The sequence below is a fragment of the Streptococcus infantis genome (genome assembly GCF_019929575.1).
In the GTDB taxonomy this organism is placed as follows: Bacteria; Bacillota; Bacilli; order Lactobacillales; family Streptococcaceae; genus Streptococcus; species Streptococcus infantis_L.
In genome coordinates this window covers 1-15,676 of the sequence record NZ_JAHZPU010000016.1, presented here as the reverse complement: position 1 = coordinate 15,676, position 15,676 = coordinate 1, and the positions used below count along the sequence as shown (strand labels likewise).

12 protein-coding genes and 1 pseudogene are annotated in these 15,676 nt (G+C 38.8%); 2 read left to right on the top strand and 11 right to left on the bottom strand.

Translation table 11 applies throughout. From position 1 onward, the window contains the following. Positions 1-73: 73 nt before the first annotated feature. The 7 genes from K1I67_RS06460 to gyrA form a co-directional block, all read right to left on the bottom strand. On the bottom strand, positions 74-433 hold the full coding sequence (locus tag K1I67_RS06460) for a YbaN family protein (RefSeq protein WP_049529523.1): 360 nt from the start codon (positions 431-433) through the stop codon (positions 74-76). A 103-nt stretch (positions 434-536) separates the two neighbouring features. Then, positions 537-2,624, bottom strand: a complete 2,088-nt coding sequence (gene topA, locus K1I67_RS06455) for a type I DNA topoisomerase (protein ID WP_223339308.1) — start codon at positions 2,622-2,624, stop codon at positions 537-539. Positions 2,625-2,742: 118 nt separating this feature from the next. Beyond that, positions 2,743-3,600 (bottom strand): DNA-processing protein DprA, encoded by an 858-nt coding sequence (dprA, locus tag K1I67_RS06450; RefSeq protein ID WP_369075036.1) that lies wholly within the window; start codon positions 3,598-3,600, stop codon positions 2,743-2,745. Between the two features lie 100 nt (positions 3,601-3,700). Then, positions 3,701-4,636, bottom strand: coding sequence for a 4-hydroxy-tetrahydrodipicolinate synthase (gene dapA, locus K1I67_RS06445; RefSeq protein ID WP_223339306.1), 936 nt, complete (start codon positions 4,634-4,636; stop codon positions 3,701-3,703). A 522-nt stretch (positions 4,637-5,158) separates the two neighbouring features. Further along, complete coding sequence (locus tag K1I67_RS06440; protein ID WP_223339305.1) at positions 5,159-6,235, bottom strand: aspartate-semialdehyde dehydrogenase; 1,077 nt, start codon at positions 6,233-6,235, stop codon at positions 5,159-5,161. 287 nt (positions 6,236-6,522) lie between these two features. Further along, positions 6,523-7,272 (bottom strand): class A sortase, encoded by a 750-nt coding sequence (locus K1I67_RS06435; RefSeq protein ID WP_223339304.1) that lies wholly within the window; start codon positions 7,270-7,272, stop codon positions 6,523-6,525. Continuing rightward, complete coding sequence (gene gyrA, locus K1I67_RS06430) at positions 7,272-9,740, bottom strand: DNA gyrase subunit A (RefSeq protein ID WP_223339303.1); 2,469 nt, start codon at positions 9,738-9,740, stop codon at positions 7,272-7,274. Before gyrA ends, K1I67_RS06435 begins: the two co-directional genes overlap by 1 nt. A gap of 195 nt (positions 9,741-9,935) precedes the next feature. Here gyrA and K1I67_RS06425 point away from each other — a divergent pair, with 195 nt between their 5' ends. Beyond that, positions 9,936-10,922 (top strand): L-lactate dehydrogenase, encoded by a 987-nt coding sequence (locus K1I67_RS06425; protein WP_004253416.1) that lies wholly within the window; start codon positions 9,936-9,938, stop codon positions 10,920-10,922. 195 nt (positions 10,923-11,117) lie between these two features. Then, positions 11,118-11,659: pseudogene (gene tnpA / locus K1I67_RS06420) on the top strand (IS200/IS605 family transposase). A 266-nt stretch (positions 11,660-11,925) separates the two neighbouring features. On the opposite strand, the gene sdbB reads toward tnpA, so the two are convergent. The 4 genes from sdbB to K1I67_RS06400 form a co-directional block, all read right to left on the bottom strand. Continuing rightward, positions 11,926-12,489, bottom strand: a complete 564-nt coding sequence (gene sdbB, locus K1I67_RS06415; RefSeq protein WP_223339302.1) for a thiol-disulfide oxidoreductase-associated lipoprotein SdbB — start codon at positions 12,487-12,489, stop codon at positions 11,926-11,928. Positions 12,490-12,501: 12 nt separating this feature from the next. Further along, the gene (gene ccdA2 / locus K1I67_RS06410; RefSeq protein WP_223339325.1) at positions 12,502-13,206 is read right to left on the bottom strand and encodes a thiol-disulfide oxidoreductase-associated membrane protein CcdA2; all 705 of its coding nucleotides are present in this window, start codon (positions 13,204-13,206) and stop codon (positions 12,502-12,504) included. An 86-nt stretch (positions 13,207-13,292) separates the two neighbouring features. Next, the gene (locus tag K1I67_RS06405) at positions 13,293-14,531 is read right to left on the bottom strand and encodes a GmrSD restriction endonuclease domain-containing protein (protein ID WP_074485112.1); all 1,239 of its coding nucleotides are present in this window, start codon (positions 14,529-14,531) and stop codon (positions 13,293-13,295) included. Between the two features lie 15 nt (positions 14,532-14,546). Beyond that, a complete protein-coding gene (locus K1I67_RS06400) occupies positions 14,547-15,530 on the bottom strand; it encodes an adenine-specific methyltransferase EcoRI family protein (RefSeq protein WP_061852952.1) in 984 nt (327 codons plus the stop codon). Positions 15,531-15,676: the final 146 nt, after the last annotated feature.

Genomic DNA, 15,676 nt, shown 5'->3' with positions numbered 1-15,676 from the left:
GTTTAAATTTATTATATCATATTATTCCGAATATGTTTTTATTTTTATCAAGGGAAATCGTTACTTATTAAAGCTATTCTTTATCAGGAATCACCTTAAAAAGATAGTAGGTAATAAAGATGGTTAAACATCCCAAACCGATTTTGACTGGTAAAAGAGGCGCAAAATAAATGGAAATTCCCATCAAGATATAAATCGATACAATAATTTTTTTCTTACGTTCACGCGCAATAGACTTGGTCTCACGAAAGTCAGCTACGTAAGTCTGATAAAGTTTGGTATGATAAAGCCAATCTTCAAAACGTTTAGAAGATTTTGAAAAACAGGCAATTGACAACAAGAGAAAGGGAGTTGTTGGCAAAAGTGGTAAAACTACACCTACCAGAGCTAGGGCTAATGAGATAAAACCAATACTGAGATAAATGAAACGCATATTTTCTCCTAGTTAAAATAATCTTATTCTAGTTTCGCATACAATGATGAATTTTGTCAAGCTTCAACTAAAAAGAGCCTGAAATTTAATTTCAGGACTCATTTTATTTGATTTTTTCTTCTTCGTAATCACCATTGCTACAAACAACCTGCTTACCGCCACCACGGACTTTTTTCTCCATGAGGAAGTTGCCACATTTTGGGCAATCTCGTCCAACAGGTTTATCCCAAGAAGTGAATTCACACTCTGGATAACGATTGCATCCATAGAAAATACGATTACGTTTGGTTTTGCGTTCGATGATTTGACCTTGATGACAGCTTGGGCATTCGACACCAATTTCTTTCACGATTGCTTGTGTATGACGGCAATCTGGGAAATTACTACAAGCATAGAATTTACCAAAGCGGCCTAATTTAATCACCATAGGACTGCCACATACTTCACAATCAAATCCTGCCGGCTCGTCCTTGATTTGGATTTTTTCCATCTCCTCTTCGGCTTTGGCAACCTCTTTAGAGAATGGTTTGTAAAAGGCGTCGATAACACGTTGCCACTGTTCTTTTCCGACCTCGACATCATCAAGTTTTCTTTCCATTTCAGCTGTAAAGGTCACATTGACAATATCAGGGAAGTACTCAACAATCAGTTTGTTAACAATTTCTCCCAATTCAGTCGGCTCAAAACGCTTGGCTGCAAGGCGGACATAATAGCGCTTTTGGATGGTTTCAATGGTTGGTGCATAAGTTGATGGACGTCCAACTCCATTTTCTTCCAAGGTCTTAATCAGTGTTGCTTCCGAATATCGGGCTGGTGGTTGAGTGAAGTGCTGCTCAGGTTTACTATTGACCTGCTTGACGACATCACCAACTGCCATATCCGGCAACATCTTATTCTTATCTGAGTCATTGTAAATGGCCAAGTAACCATCAAACTTAACCTGGCTACCATTTGCTGCAAATTGAACTCCATTTTGAGACAGTTTCACAGCCATGGTATCAAAGATAGCACCCGTCATCTGACTCGCTACAAAACGGTTCCAGATAAGGGTATAGAGTTTGAGTTGGTCTTTATCCAAGTACTTAGCAATCTTTTCAGGTGTATTGAAAACACTTGATGGGCGGATAGCCTCATGGGCATCTTGGGCACCTGAAGCATTCTTGACTTTGCTGCCATGCTTAGAATACTTACTACCAAAACGTTCATTGATGTAGCTAGCTGCTTCGTTTTGCGCCACTGGACTGATACGAGTCGAGTCTGTACGCATATAGGTGATCAAACCTTGGACGCCCGTACCAATATTAATCCCTTCATAGAGTTGCTGGGCAACCATCATGGTCTTTCGAGTACGGAAATTGATCTTGTTAGCTGCATCCATCTGCATAGTTGAGGTCGTATAAGGTAGTGGAGCGTTACGCTTGCGTTCTTTTTTATCTACCTGATCAACTGTAAAGTCTTTGCTAGATAGGTGAGACAAGACTTCTTTGACCTCTTCATTACTAGTCAATTTCATCTTCTTGCCATTCATTCCATAGAAGGATGCTTGGAATTGCTTAGTTCCCTTTTTGAAGACTCCATCAATAGTCCAATATTCTTCTGGTTGAAAAGCATTGATCTCATTTTCACGGTCAATGATTAACTTGAGCGCAACAGACTGAACACGGCCAGCTGATAAGCCCTTCTTGACCTTTTTCCATAAAATTGGTGAAATTGAATAACCTACCAAGCGGTCCAATACACGACGGGCTTGTTGGGCATCCACCAAATCCATGTCAATCTTACGAGGTTCTTTAAAAGCATTTTTTACCGCATCTTTTGTAATCTCATTGAAAACAACACGGTTAGTTTCATTCTCATCTAGATTCAGAATATGGGCCAAATGCCAAGAAATAGCTTCTCCTTCACGGTCCGGGTCACTTGCGAGGAAGACTTTATTGGCTTTTTTAGCTTCTTTTTTCAAGTCATTGATGAGAGGACCTTTTCCGCGAATATTGATATATTGGGGCTCGTAGTTATTCTCAAAATCGACCGACATACTGGATTTTTTCAAATCACGGATATGACCGACACTTGCTAAAACTTTATAGTTTCTACCCAAATATTTTTCAATCGTTTTAGCCTTTGCAGGCGACTCCACGATTACTAGATTTTTTTTAATTGTTGATTTTTTCTTCTTTGTTGCCGTAGCCACAGTATCACACCTTTTCAAAGTAATAAACTTTATAAAGTGTAAACCATTTTTAAAAACCTGTCAAGACTTAACTACTATATATAGAAGAAAAGTTTAATCAATAAATCTTTTCTCGTGCCTAAAATTCAAATTCTGCTAACACATCCTGACCGCTTGAAACAAGTTTTGCTCCTTCCTGGACCAAATGATGGCAACCATCTGAACGACCATCTAAAATACTACCTGGAATAGCAAAGACATCTCTCCCTTCTTCCATAGCTCGCTCACAAGTAATTAAACTACCAGATCTCATCTTTGCTTCAGCAACGATAACACCCATACAAAGGCCAGCAATAATCCGATTTCTTGCTGGAAAGTGATATTTCAAAGGTTCTTCACCTGGTCCGTACTCACTGAGTAGCAAATGGTATTCACCAATATAGTCCTGCAATCGTTTATTGGATCGTGGGTAATAGACATCTAAGCCAGTACCAATGACAGCAATGGTTTTCCCGCCACCTTGGAGAATAGACATATGTGCTGCAGTATCAATTCCTCTAGCAAGGCCGCTTACAACCACCAGCTCATTCTCCAATTCTTCAATAATCTTACGGACTGATTTTGCTCCTGTTTGACTACAAGAGCGACTGCCTACAACCGCAATCTTAGGCAACTTTAGGAGATTTAAATCCCCCTTATAGAATAATAATACTGGAGCATCATAGATTTCACTGAGAGCAAAGGGATAGACATCATCTAGAATTGAAAATGAAGGAAATTTTTCAAAGTCACTTCTTAATCTCTCCATACTTTCAAAGGTAAGTTTATGGTAACGTTCCATAAAAAGAACAGGATTTCGACACTCGGATGCATTTGCTATCGTTTCTAAGGTTAATTCCTGATCATAGATTTCTCCATATTGAAGTACTTTTAAAACTTGTTGATTACTTAAACCTGCTTGTTTCAACTTATAAATCTCAAAATTATCAATCTTAATTTTCATGATAAACTCCTTATTTTTCTCTCTATCTATTTATTCGTAGAAAAAGAAAAAAACTTCCAAACAATTTTACTTGTTTAGGAAGTTTCTAGTTATATTAGTAATCTGGACGAAGCACTCCAGTGACAGTTGCCTTGGTTGCTTCATAGTCTCCATCAATAACAACCTTGATAATGCGTTTAGCACCCTCTTCAGGTGTAGGAACTAAAGGTAGACGAGTTGGCCCAGCTTCAAATCCCATATAGTTGAGGACTGCCTTCACAGGTGCAGGACTTGGGTAAGAGAAGAGAGCATTAACTTTAGGAATAAATTTACGTTGAATAGCTGCTGCTTTCTTCATATCACTCTCTTCAATCGCAGTGAACATTTCATGCATTTCATCCCCATTTGTATGGGAAGCAACAGAAATAACCCCATCAGCACCCAAGTTCATCGCATGGAAAGCATCACCATCTTCACCAGTGTAAACCAAAAATTCTTCTGGTTTATGCTCAATCAAGTAAGCCATATTCGCAAGACTGGTACATTCTTTGACACCAATGATGTTTGGATGTTCCGCCAAACGAAGTAAGGTATCTGGAGTCATTTCAACAACTACACGACCTGGTATGTTATAGATAATAATTGGCAAATCCGATGCGTCTGCAATAGCTTTAAAGTGCTGGTACATACCTTCTTGAGATGGTTTATTGTAGTAGGGAACAATCGCTAGACCAGCCGCAAAACCGCCAAACTCTGCTACCTCTTTGACGAACTCAATAGAGTCACGTGTATCATTGGTACCAACACCAGCAATTAAAGGAACACGGCCATTAACAACCCTTTGAACAGCTGCAAACAACTGCAACTCTTCATCGTGAGTTAGAGTCGGACTCTCAGCAGTTGTTCCTGCTAGGAGAATTCCATCTGTATGATGAGCTAATAAATGTTCAATCAACTTTGGAATAGCATCGAAATTGATAGATCCATCTTCATGAAAAGGAGTAATAAAGGCCGTGATAATTTTACAATTTTTTAAATCTTGATAAGACATCGGAAAACCTTTCTCTATAAGAAAGAGGCTGGGGCATACTTGCCTTTGCCTCCTGTTCTGTAAGTAAAACAAGTAGATTCGTTAGATAGCGAAGGAGAAATCAAACTCTTCGAGTTACTGATTTCTGTTTCATAACGCAGTGGTTGATTGCTCAAAGCAATGCTTTGAGGTTGCAGATAAGACTTACGAAGTAAGTTCTTCCTTAAGTTTTAACATGCTATCAAATCCCTAAAAATATCCTAATCAACTGTGCGGGGGGGGGGAGTATAAAAGTCCGGTGGACTTTTATAGCCTGAACCTTGAATTATAAAAGCGAAGGAGAAATCAATCTCTTCGAGTCACTGATTTCTGTTTCATGACGCAGTGGTTGATTGGAATTACTCATGTTTGCAACATTCGTACTTCCTAATCAACTGTGCGGGGGGAGTATAAAAGTCCAGTGGACTTTTATAGCCTGAGCCTAAAATTATAAAAGCGAGGAAGAAATCAAACTCTTCGAGTTACTAATTTCTGTTTTGCTCCCTATTTCAATTCAAATTTTAATTCAGCTGTTGGGCATACTAGACCACGTTCGTGAAGTGTTTCTGCGATTTGAACTGAGTTCCAAGCTGCACCTTTAAGAAGATTATCAGATACTACCCACATATGGATACCTTTTTCTGCATCCAAGTCTTTACGGATACGTCCAACGAATGTATCACGTGAACCAACAGCATTTACTGCTTGAGGATAGATTTGGTGAGCAACATCATCTTCAAGAACTGCACCTGGGAAGGCAGCAATAGCTGCTTTCACTTCTTCGATTGGTGCTACTTCTTTTGTTTCAATATAGACTGACTCAGAGTGAGCTGACAAAACTGGAATACGTACACATGTTGCTGATACAGCAATGCTATCGTCTTCCATGATTTTCTTAGTTTCATTGGTCATCTTCATCTCTTCGTAAGTATAGTCATTGTCAGTGAAGACGTCAATTTGCGGAAGAGCGTTGAAGGCGATTGGATAGTGTTTCTTATCTCCACCTGAAGGCAAGATTTCCGCATGCAAATCACGCGGATTTACACCATCATTCAAGACTTCACGAAGCTCACGTTGGGTTTCAAGAATTGCTCCCATACCAGCACCTGAAACTGCTTGATAAGTTGATACGATGATACGGTCCAAGCCCCATTTCTGACGAACTGGTTCAAGAGCTACCATCATTTGAATAGTTGAACAGTTAGGACAAGAGATGATTCCGTTATGAGCATCAAGGGCGTGAGCATTCACTTCAGGAACAACCAATGGTACATCGGGATTTTGACGGAAGTAAGAAGTGTTATCTACGACGACTGCTCCTGCTTTTACAGCATAAGGTGCGTATTTTGCAGAAGTTGATCCACCAGCTGAGAAGAGAGCTATATCAACCCCTTCAAAAGCATCTTCTGTTGTTTCTTCGATGGTCACATCTTGACCTTTGAATTGCAAAACCTTTCCTGCAGAACGTGCAGACGCAAGGTAACGAATCTTATCGATAGGAAGAGTTGATTCTTCCAACATTTTGATCATTTGAGCACCAACGGCACCTGTAGCGCCGACAACAGCAACTGTGTATCCCATAACAAACCTCTTTCGGAATTTTCTAAAAATTTCTATAATAGAAACATTATACTACTTTTTACCAAAATTGAAAAGTCTTTTTCCTATCTATTTTCTGAAATTGTCAAGAAAAGGCGGTGGGACAGAAATCGATAGACAAAGTCTCGATTTCGTAGTCCCAGCCCCGCGAGGATGATTAGGAGCTTTTTGGAGTCTAAAAGACGAACAAAAAGTTCAATCAGCTACCGCGTCAAAGTTTGATTGCTAATAAAAAGTGAGGTCGGGCTCTTTTATCCCAACCTCTTCTACTATTCATAAAATTGTTTATAGGGTTTATTAAAGGCTTCTAAGATATCTGATGGAGTTTCTGCATAAGATTTTATTTCTGTTAAATTTCCTTTAACGATAATCCTCTCAACGGCATTAGCATCTTCACAGGTTACTAAGGTAATTTCTTTAATTCCATCACGTTCGTCAATTACATCTACGCGATCAGGAGTTACAATTTTAACTTCTTCAATTTCGTATGTATAAACTTTTTCTTTATCAGTAAGATAAATTTTCATCCCTTTCTCAGCACGAGCTAGAGGAGAAAATAATTTCTTGTCTGCATTTTCACCTGCAAATATCCGGTGACTTGCTAGAGAATAATTTCCTTCCCCCATTACCTGATTGGCTTTCATTGTACCAGCACCATAAAAGAGGTTAACATTATCGAGCCCCTTAAATATTGGTAGGTTCATTTCAAGCTCTGGAATGGCAATCCCTCCAATTACTGGAAGTTGCTGGGAATTCCATTGAGCTGATAGGACTGCTTCCGAGGAAAGTGATTTTACAGAGTCAAAATCGAAATTTCCTTCTGTTTCTTTGTTCTCTTCAATCTCTTCCTTCGTCACTTGACTGACCTGATACTTATTAGTATTCCAAATCATGAACATATCACGAATATTAGCATTGAAGATTAAAGCGATGGATAACAAGATTAGGAACCCTGCCAGTATGTTAATCAGCAGATTCTTACGTTTATTTTTTTTACTTTGATTCTTTTTATGAGACATTATGCTTCACTTTCTGTTTCCTGTTCTGCCCCAACTTCTTCTTTTTCTGCTGCAGCAACACTTGTAAAAGTCACAATCTTAGCATCTTGATCTAGACGCATCACTTTTACTCCCATAGTTGAACGTCCCGTTTGTGAAATATTGGCAACATTTGTTCGAATCATGACACCTGTGTCAGTGATAATCATCAGGTCTTCTTCACCGTTTACTGTTAAGAGACCAGCCAGAGGACCATTTTTTTCGGTAACATTGGCTGTTTTCATTCCCTTACCGGCACGCCCTTTTGTTGGGTATTCAGTCGCAACTGTACGCTTACCGTAACCTTTTTCAGTAATAATAAGGACCTCATCTTGGTCAGTAATCACTCTTGCTCCAACTACTGCATCCCCTTCACGGAGATTTACACCTTTAACACCTGTAGCACTACGACTCATACTGCGAACTGAAGACTGGTTAAAACGAACTGCATAACCTAACTTAGTTCCGATAATGATGTCAGTATCTTCTTGAGTAAGAAGAACATTAATCAACTCGTCCTCATCTTTAAGATTCAAGGCTTTCAGACCATTTTGACGAATATTGGCAAATTCTTTGACGCTGGTTCTCTTAACAATACCAGCTCGAGTTGTAAAGAAAAGGTAGGCATCATCACTACGTTCGGATTCAACATTAATAATGGTTTGAATGCTTTCACCTTCATCCAGTTTCAAAAGATTGACAACTGGCAAACCTTTAGCTGTACGACCGTATTCTGGAATTTCATATCCTTTAAGTCGGTAGACACGCCCCTTATTGGTGAAGAATAGCAAGTGATCGTGAGTACTCGTTGAAACCAATTCACGCACAAAGTCATCGTCCTTAACTCCTGTACCTTGAACGCCTCGTCCACCACGTTTTTGAGCTGTAAACTCGTCTTGGTCCAAACGTTTGATATAGCCTTTATTTGATAGAGTAATGAGAACATCAGACTCTTCAATCAAGTCTTCATCTTCAAGCGTCAAAACTTCACCAACCATTAATTCAGTACGACGTGGATCACCAAACTTACGTTTGACTTCATCTAGTTCTTCTTTGATGATTTGTGCTACACGTTCTGGTTTTGCAAGAATATCTGCCAAATCAGCAATCAAGGCAATGAGTTCGTCATATTCTGACTGAATCTTATCACGTTCCAAACCTGTCAAACGGCGAAGACGCATATCGAGAATTGCTTGACTTTGACGTTCAGATAACTTGAACTTGCTCATCAATTCAGCTTGGGCTTCTGCATCCGTTTCACTGGCACGAATGATACGAATAACTTCATCAATATGATCCAGAGCAATCAGCAAACCTTCCAAGATGTGTGCACGCGCTTCAGCCTTCTCTTTGTCAAATTGAGTACGACGTGTAACTACTTCTTTTTGATGCTCAATATAAGCATCCAAGATTTGACGAAGAGACAGAATCTTTGGTACACCATTCTGGATAGCCAGCATGTTAAATCCAAAGCTAGTTTGCATTTGAGTCATCTTGAACAAGTTGTTCAAAATAACATTGGCAGACGCATCACGTTTCACTTCGATAACAAAGCGAACACCCTCACGGTTTGATTCGTCACGAACGGCAGTAATTCCTTCGATACGTTTTTCTTGAACTAAACGCACAATATGTTCATGAACTTTGGTTTTATTAACCATGTATGGAAACTCTGTTACAACGATACGTTCGCGACCAGTTTTAGTTTCCTCGATTTCTGTACGAGAACGAAGGACAATAGAACCTTTACCAGTCTCATATGCCTTATGAATACCTGATTTCCCCATAATAAGGGCACCAGTTGGGAAGTCTGGACCAGGTAAGACCTCCATCAAGTCCTTGGTCGTAACTTCTGGATTATCCATGACCAGTTTTACAGCGTCAATTGTTTCGCCCAAGTTATGTGGCGGAATATTAGTCGCCATACCAACAGCAATACCTGTAGCCCCATTGACTAAGAGGTTGGGGAAACGAGCTGGGAGAACCAAGGGTTCACGTTCATTGGCATCGTAGTTATCAACGAAATCAACTGTATTTTTATTGATATCGCGAAGCATTTCAAGAGCGATCTTACTCATACGTGCTTCGGTATAACGCTGAGCGGCAGCACCATCACCGTCCATGGAACCAAAGTTACCATGCCCATCTACAAGCATATAGCGGTAGCTCCACCATTGAGCCATACGAACCATGGCTTCGTAGATAGATGAGTCTCCGTGTGGGTGGTATTTACCCATAACATCCCCTGTAATACGGGCAGATTTCTTATGAGGTTTATCAGGGGTAACTCCTAATTCGTTCATTCCGTACAAAATACGACGATGAACAGGTTTCAATCCATCACGAACATCAGGAAGAGCCCGCGAGACGATTACACTCATGGCGTAGTCGATAAAGCTGGTCTTCATCTCCTTTGTCAGATTGACATTCACTAAATTTTTATCTTGCATTAAAAAATGCCTCATTTCACTATTAGTAACTAGATATATTATACCATAGTTTAGCCTATATTTCAGTCTTTGGACACACCTAAAACGTTTACATCAACAACTGGATGTTATATCCGTGACAAAGCTATCTAAAAGTGATAGAATGAAATCAAATGGGGAATTTCCCTTAAAAAAACAAAGGAGATGTCTAGACAAATGACAGCAACTAAACAACACAAAAAAGTTATCCTCGTCGGTGACGGTGCCGTAGGTTCTTCTTATGCTTTTGCCCTCGTTACACAAGGAATTGCACAAGAACTTGGTATCATTGAAATTCCACAATTGTTTGAAAAAGCAGTTGGTGATGCTGAAGACCTTAGCCACGCGCTTGCTTTTACTTCACCTAAGAAAATCTACGCAGCTAAATACGAAGACTGTGCGGATGCCGACCTTGTAGTTATCACTGCTGGTGCTCCACAAAAACCAGGTGAAACTCGTCTTGACCTTGTTGGTAAAAACCTTGCTATCAACAAATCAATCGTTGAACAAGTTGTTGCATCTGGATTTGACGGTATCTTCCTTGTTGCTGCTAACCCAGTTGACATCTTGACTTACTCAACATGGAAATTCTCAGGTTTCCCTAAAGAACGCGTTATCGGTTCAGGTACTTCACTTGACTCAGCTCGTTTCCGTCAAGCACTTGCTGAAACTATCGGTGTTGATGCACGTTCAGTTCACGCCTACATCATGGGTGAGCACGGTGACTCTGAGTTTGCAGTTTGGTCACACGCTAACGTTGCCGGTGTAAAATTGGAACAATGGTTACAAGCTAACCGTGACTTGAATGAAGCTGACCTTGTTGAACTCTTCATCTCAGTTCGTGACGCAGCTTACTCAATCATCAACAAAAAAGGTGCTACTTACTATGGTATCGCAGTTGCCCTTGCTCGTATCACAAAAGCTATCCTTGATGATGAAAATGCGGTTCTTCCACTTTCAGTATTCCAAGAAGGTCAATACGGAGTTGAGAATGTCTTTATCGGTCAACCAGCTATCGTTGGTGCGCACGGTATCGTTCGCCCAGTTAACATCCCATTGAACGACGCTGAAACTCAAAAAATGCAACTTTCTGCTCGTGAATTGCAAGAGATTATTGACGAAGCATGGAAAAACCCAGAATTCCAAGCTGCTTCTAAAAACTAATTTAAGTTAAAAAAATGTCTAGACGGTCTGTCTAGACATTTTTATATTATGTGACTATTAGTTCTTCTCGATACGTGAGTTGGGAGCCAAATAAACCACCCGCTATGCGAGTGCGCGTCGAAGGTTATACCAAAAAACTCCAAACGCGATACAATAAAGGAGTTCAAGCCAATTGTAAAGCGAAAGGAAAAAAATATGGCACAAAAGGCTCATAGTTTATCGCACACAAAGTGGCACTGTTCTATCACATTGTGTTCATCCCTAAGTATAGACGAAAAGTCATCTATAATCAATATTGAAGTAGTTTAGGTGAATTATTTCATCGCTTGTGTAGTTATAAAGGAGTTGAAATTATCGAAGGACACTTGATGCCAGACCATGTACATATGTTAGTAATTATTCCACCAAAGATAAGTGTTTCGAGCTTCATGGGTTATTTAAAAGGTAAGAGTGCACTCATGATGCTTGACAAACACGCTAACCTCAAGTATAAGTTTGGGAATAGACATTTCTGGACGGAAGATTATTATGTGAGTACAGTAGGGCTTAATGAAGTCACAATTAAGAAATCTATTCAAGAGTAAAGAAAGTATCCAGTGGATGATTTATTCACGAGTATGAAAATTTGAGAACGAGTAAAGCATGATATGGTATTAGATAAATTAAGTGTAAAAGAATATGAGGATCCCTTAGGGATAGTGCTAAGTAATACTAAAGCCTCTTTAAGAGGTAAGTGACGAGTCGGCTTGAACAAGGTAAAAGCCAGCGCCTAAAGACGCTGGCTGGTAATTTGGGCTTATAGCTCTGAGACAAGAGGTTGGAACTAAAGTTCTAGCCTCTCAATTGTCTTTGGATTGTCGAGCAAGACGCAGTGGTTGAGTGGGCTCTACTACGCTGATTTCATCAGCTTTTACAGCCCTACTCAACTGTGCGGAGGTGGGACGACGAAATCGAATTCTAACGAATTACCGATTTCTGTCCCACTCTCTATGATTTCATTACTTTATTTCATTTGAGCAAATGCTGCTTCTGCATCTGCATTACTAATCGCTCCTAATTGAATCTTAGCAATTTTACCCTGTGAATCAATTAGATACTCTGTAGGGATGCTTCGAATTTGATAAGCTTGAAAAACAGCTCCTTTTGTATCATATAAAACAGGAATGTCTTTATAGCCTTGTTCCTCAAACCATTTTGGAAATTGCTCTACAGTTTTTTCACCTTGAAGTCCTGGCGCAATGACAGATAAAATTTCGAAATCACGATCTTCCTTAGCAGCAAGCTCCATCAATTCTGGCATACTCTTCTTACATGGTCCACACCAAGATGCCCAAAATTTAATATAGACTTTTTTACCTTTATAGTCAGATAATTTCACTTCTTTTCCATCCATCGATTGAAGCGTAAAATCAGGTGCTTCTGCTCCTACAGCCACTTGCTTCACAGTTGTTTGCTGCTGTGTCTGAGTCGGTTGATTTTCTTGACTTGATTTTTTCTCTTCCTTGCCACAAGCAATCAGAAGTAAGAGAGACAAGAAACTAAGTCCAAAATAGATAATTTTTTTCATAGATAACTCCTTTTATCCTAATATTCCAGATAAGACATTTAACTGTCCCAACATTAATAAAATTCCCATGAGAATGATCAATAAACCACCAATTTTCTTTAATAAAAGTATGTGGGATTTGATTCTACTAAAATAAGGCATGACAAGACCTGATGCCAAGGCCAGAATTAAAAATGGAAGCGCCATTCCGAGAGTGTAAATGAGAGTTAATAAGGCCCCCTGAAGAGCTCCATTTCCTCCTGAGGCAGCCAGTGCTAAAACAGAACTTAAAACTGGGCCTATACATGGAGTCCAGCCAAAGCTGAAGCTGATACCCAGTAAAAAGGCCGACAGATATTTACTAGACTGTTTTTGCTTAAATGTTACAGTTTTTTGTACCTCCAATTTTTGCAGATGAAGAATTTCCATCTGATGCAATCCCAGTATGATAATCATGATTCCCATAACATAACGGAACCAGTCAGCATAAAGTAAATTCCCAAGGAATCCTGCTCCAAACCCAAGAATAAAGAAAATGAGAGAGATACCAGCAATGAAACAAAGGGTACGAATCAATCCTGACCAGGCAACATCCCTACCTAAAAAACGAAATGTCTTTGACTTCTCTTGATCATCTAGCAGGACACCTGCGTAGACTGGTAACAAGGGAAATATACAGGGAGAAAAGAATGACAAGACCCCAGCTATAAAGACAGAAATAAAAAATAAGGGAACTATATACCAGTTTACACCACCAACAACATATTGTATTTATGAGAATATCAAAAAAGACGATTTCCGTTTTGGAAGTCGCCTTTTCAATTTTAATAGTTGTTCCCTTTTGAAGAGTTGTGCTTTTTACATAATAGTTGGCAATTTTCAGGGACAGTTTTTCCACCTAAAGACCACGGTGTAATATGGTCGCCTGCTAGTTCTTTAAGAGCATACTCTCTGTTGTTTCCTTCATCCACACAATAAACGCAGTGATGGCTCTGTTCTTCATATTTTTGCTTGATGGTTTTATCATCAAAAGCTCTAAGTTGGAGATATTTGGAATCTCCGTAAATGATGTACTGATAAATCCCTTTCATTTTAGTTGTGACTTCATCATCATTTACCAACTCTGCAATTTTTTCGTTAATGACAGAAGCACTATTTTTGATGATATTGTTGTCTAACTGTCCTAATTGATACTCTTTGTAGATTGTTCCCCAATCCATCCCTTTCAAACTGTTTTGATAGCTTATAAACTTTCCACGAACCCATTCAATTATGGCAGAAAAATTTTGCCATAATTCAGAAGCATCTGCATCTCCTTGATGCTTCAACATATAATCTTCGATTGTATTTGTACTATCGTCATTATCATTTTGTGAAGCCCATTTAATAGCAGTTTGTAGATACTCTTGTCTATTCCAATTACCATTTAATAGTGGTTCTGCTTTATCATTATTCGGATTCTCGTCAGCAAGTACAACGCCACGTCCAGTCTTTGTTGAAAATCTTTGTTTAGCATCAGAAAGCCAAGTTCCTGTATAAGCAGAGTTTCTTAATTCTTGCTCATTTAATGGTTCGCCTGCTGTATTGATAACATGAAACCATTTCATTTTTTCGGAAGCAGTTCCTTCACAAACATATATGTCTAACTCATAATCAAGAATTTGTTCTGCTAAGTCAGTTAGGTTCATCTGAAGATTTGGGAAATCTTGTTGTGGAGCACTGGATGGAAATTTACTTGATTTTACAGAGTAATTCCCCATAACATAATTACAAATAGCTAAAATACGTTGTTGACCATCGAGAACTTCATATTGTCCGTTTCCTAAATCAACCCAGTACATAATACCTAAAGGACACTCATCTAAAACGGTTTGAATTACAGCTTGTCTCTTATCTTCGTTATATACGCTATTTCTCTGATAAGAAGGACGAATATTCAAGTTACCATTATATCCTTTTACAGCGTCAGTAGTAGCACCATCATCATTATTGGTATACCCACTAGCTAGATCTCTGATAGTGAATGGTCTATCAAGTATATCTCTTAATCTTCTTACTTTCATTTTATTCTCCTTTTATCAATATCCCTTATCTTCATCACGACTAATTGGATTTAGATTTCTAACTAAAATTCTGAAATATGGAGGTTTCCCATCTATTGTTAAATCTTTATCGTCATCTCCTTTTCTGAATTTAATAATCTCGAATTCAGTTGGATTGAAATAATTGATAAAAGTTATTGGTACTCCCATTACACCATCATAATCAATTGGAATGTCTTTAACATTATCTACATTTATTGCATCGTAGTTATCGTATTTAGGGTATTTACTCTCAAACCCTTCGTAATATTTATGAGCTTTTGTTTGGTCAAATACATCACCTACATGCCATAAACCATCATGTCGTTTTTGTAAATCTAAGTTAGTAAACCAACAACCCATTATATGCTTTACTTTTTTTCCATCTTCATCCAATTTTTCATAATCAGCTCCCTCTGGAACATACAACCAAAAGTCTGAATTCATACTTCTAGCACCAATCCAAATTTGGTTATTCTGAATAAGTGGAAAAATTTCCTTATATGTTACAGAGTTTTTGTTTCCGATAACGATAAATTTTTTTTGATGTTCCATTAATTGAGAAATATATTCTCTAAACAAACTGAACGGAGGATTAGTCACAACAATATCAGCTTCTTTCAGATAGTTTATACTGTCCTCGCTCCGGAAATCTCCAGCGGTATACTCATCATCTCCATAAATAGTTTCAATATTTCCAGCTTCCATATTGAAGTCATCGCCACCTTCATAAATCAGAGCATACGAAGGTTCGCTATCTTCTTGAAAATGTGTTGCTATCAGTTTTTTAATACCCAAACTAGCAAAATTGTTATGAAAATAACGCCAAAAATTTGATTGTGTTGGGTCATCACAATTACAGTAGATAACCTTATCTCTAAAGTGTTCTCTATAATGCCCCATTTCCTCAGCAATATCTTTATAACGAGTATAAAACTCATCGTTTTTGGCTTTTTTAGCGTTGTGGAGTGAGCCAGCCATTATGCCACCCCACTTTCGTAGGGAGCATAAAAGGCTTCCTCACAAAAATGTGAAAAAGCCTGTTTTAGAGCTTGACAAAAAACACGTCCGATTACATAATCAGCGTGAGCTGTGAGCTGTGAGCTGTGAGCTGTGAGCTGTGAGCT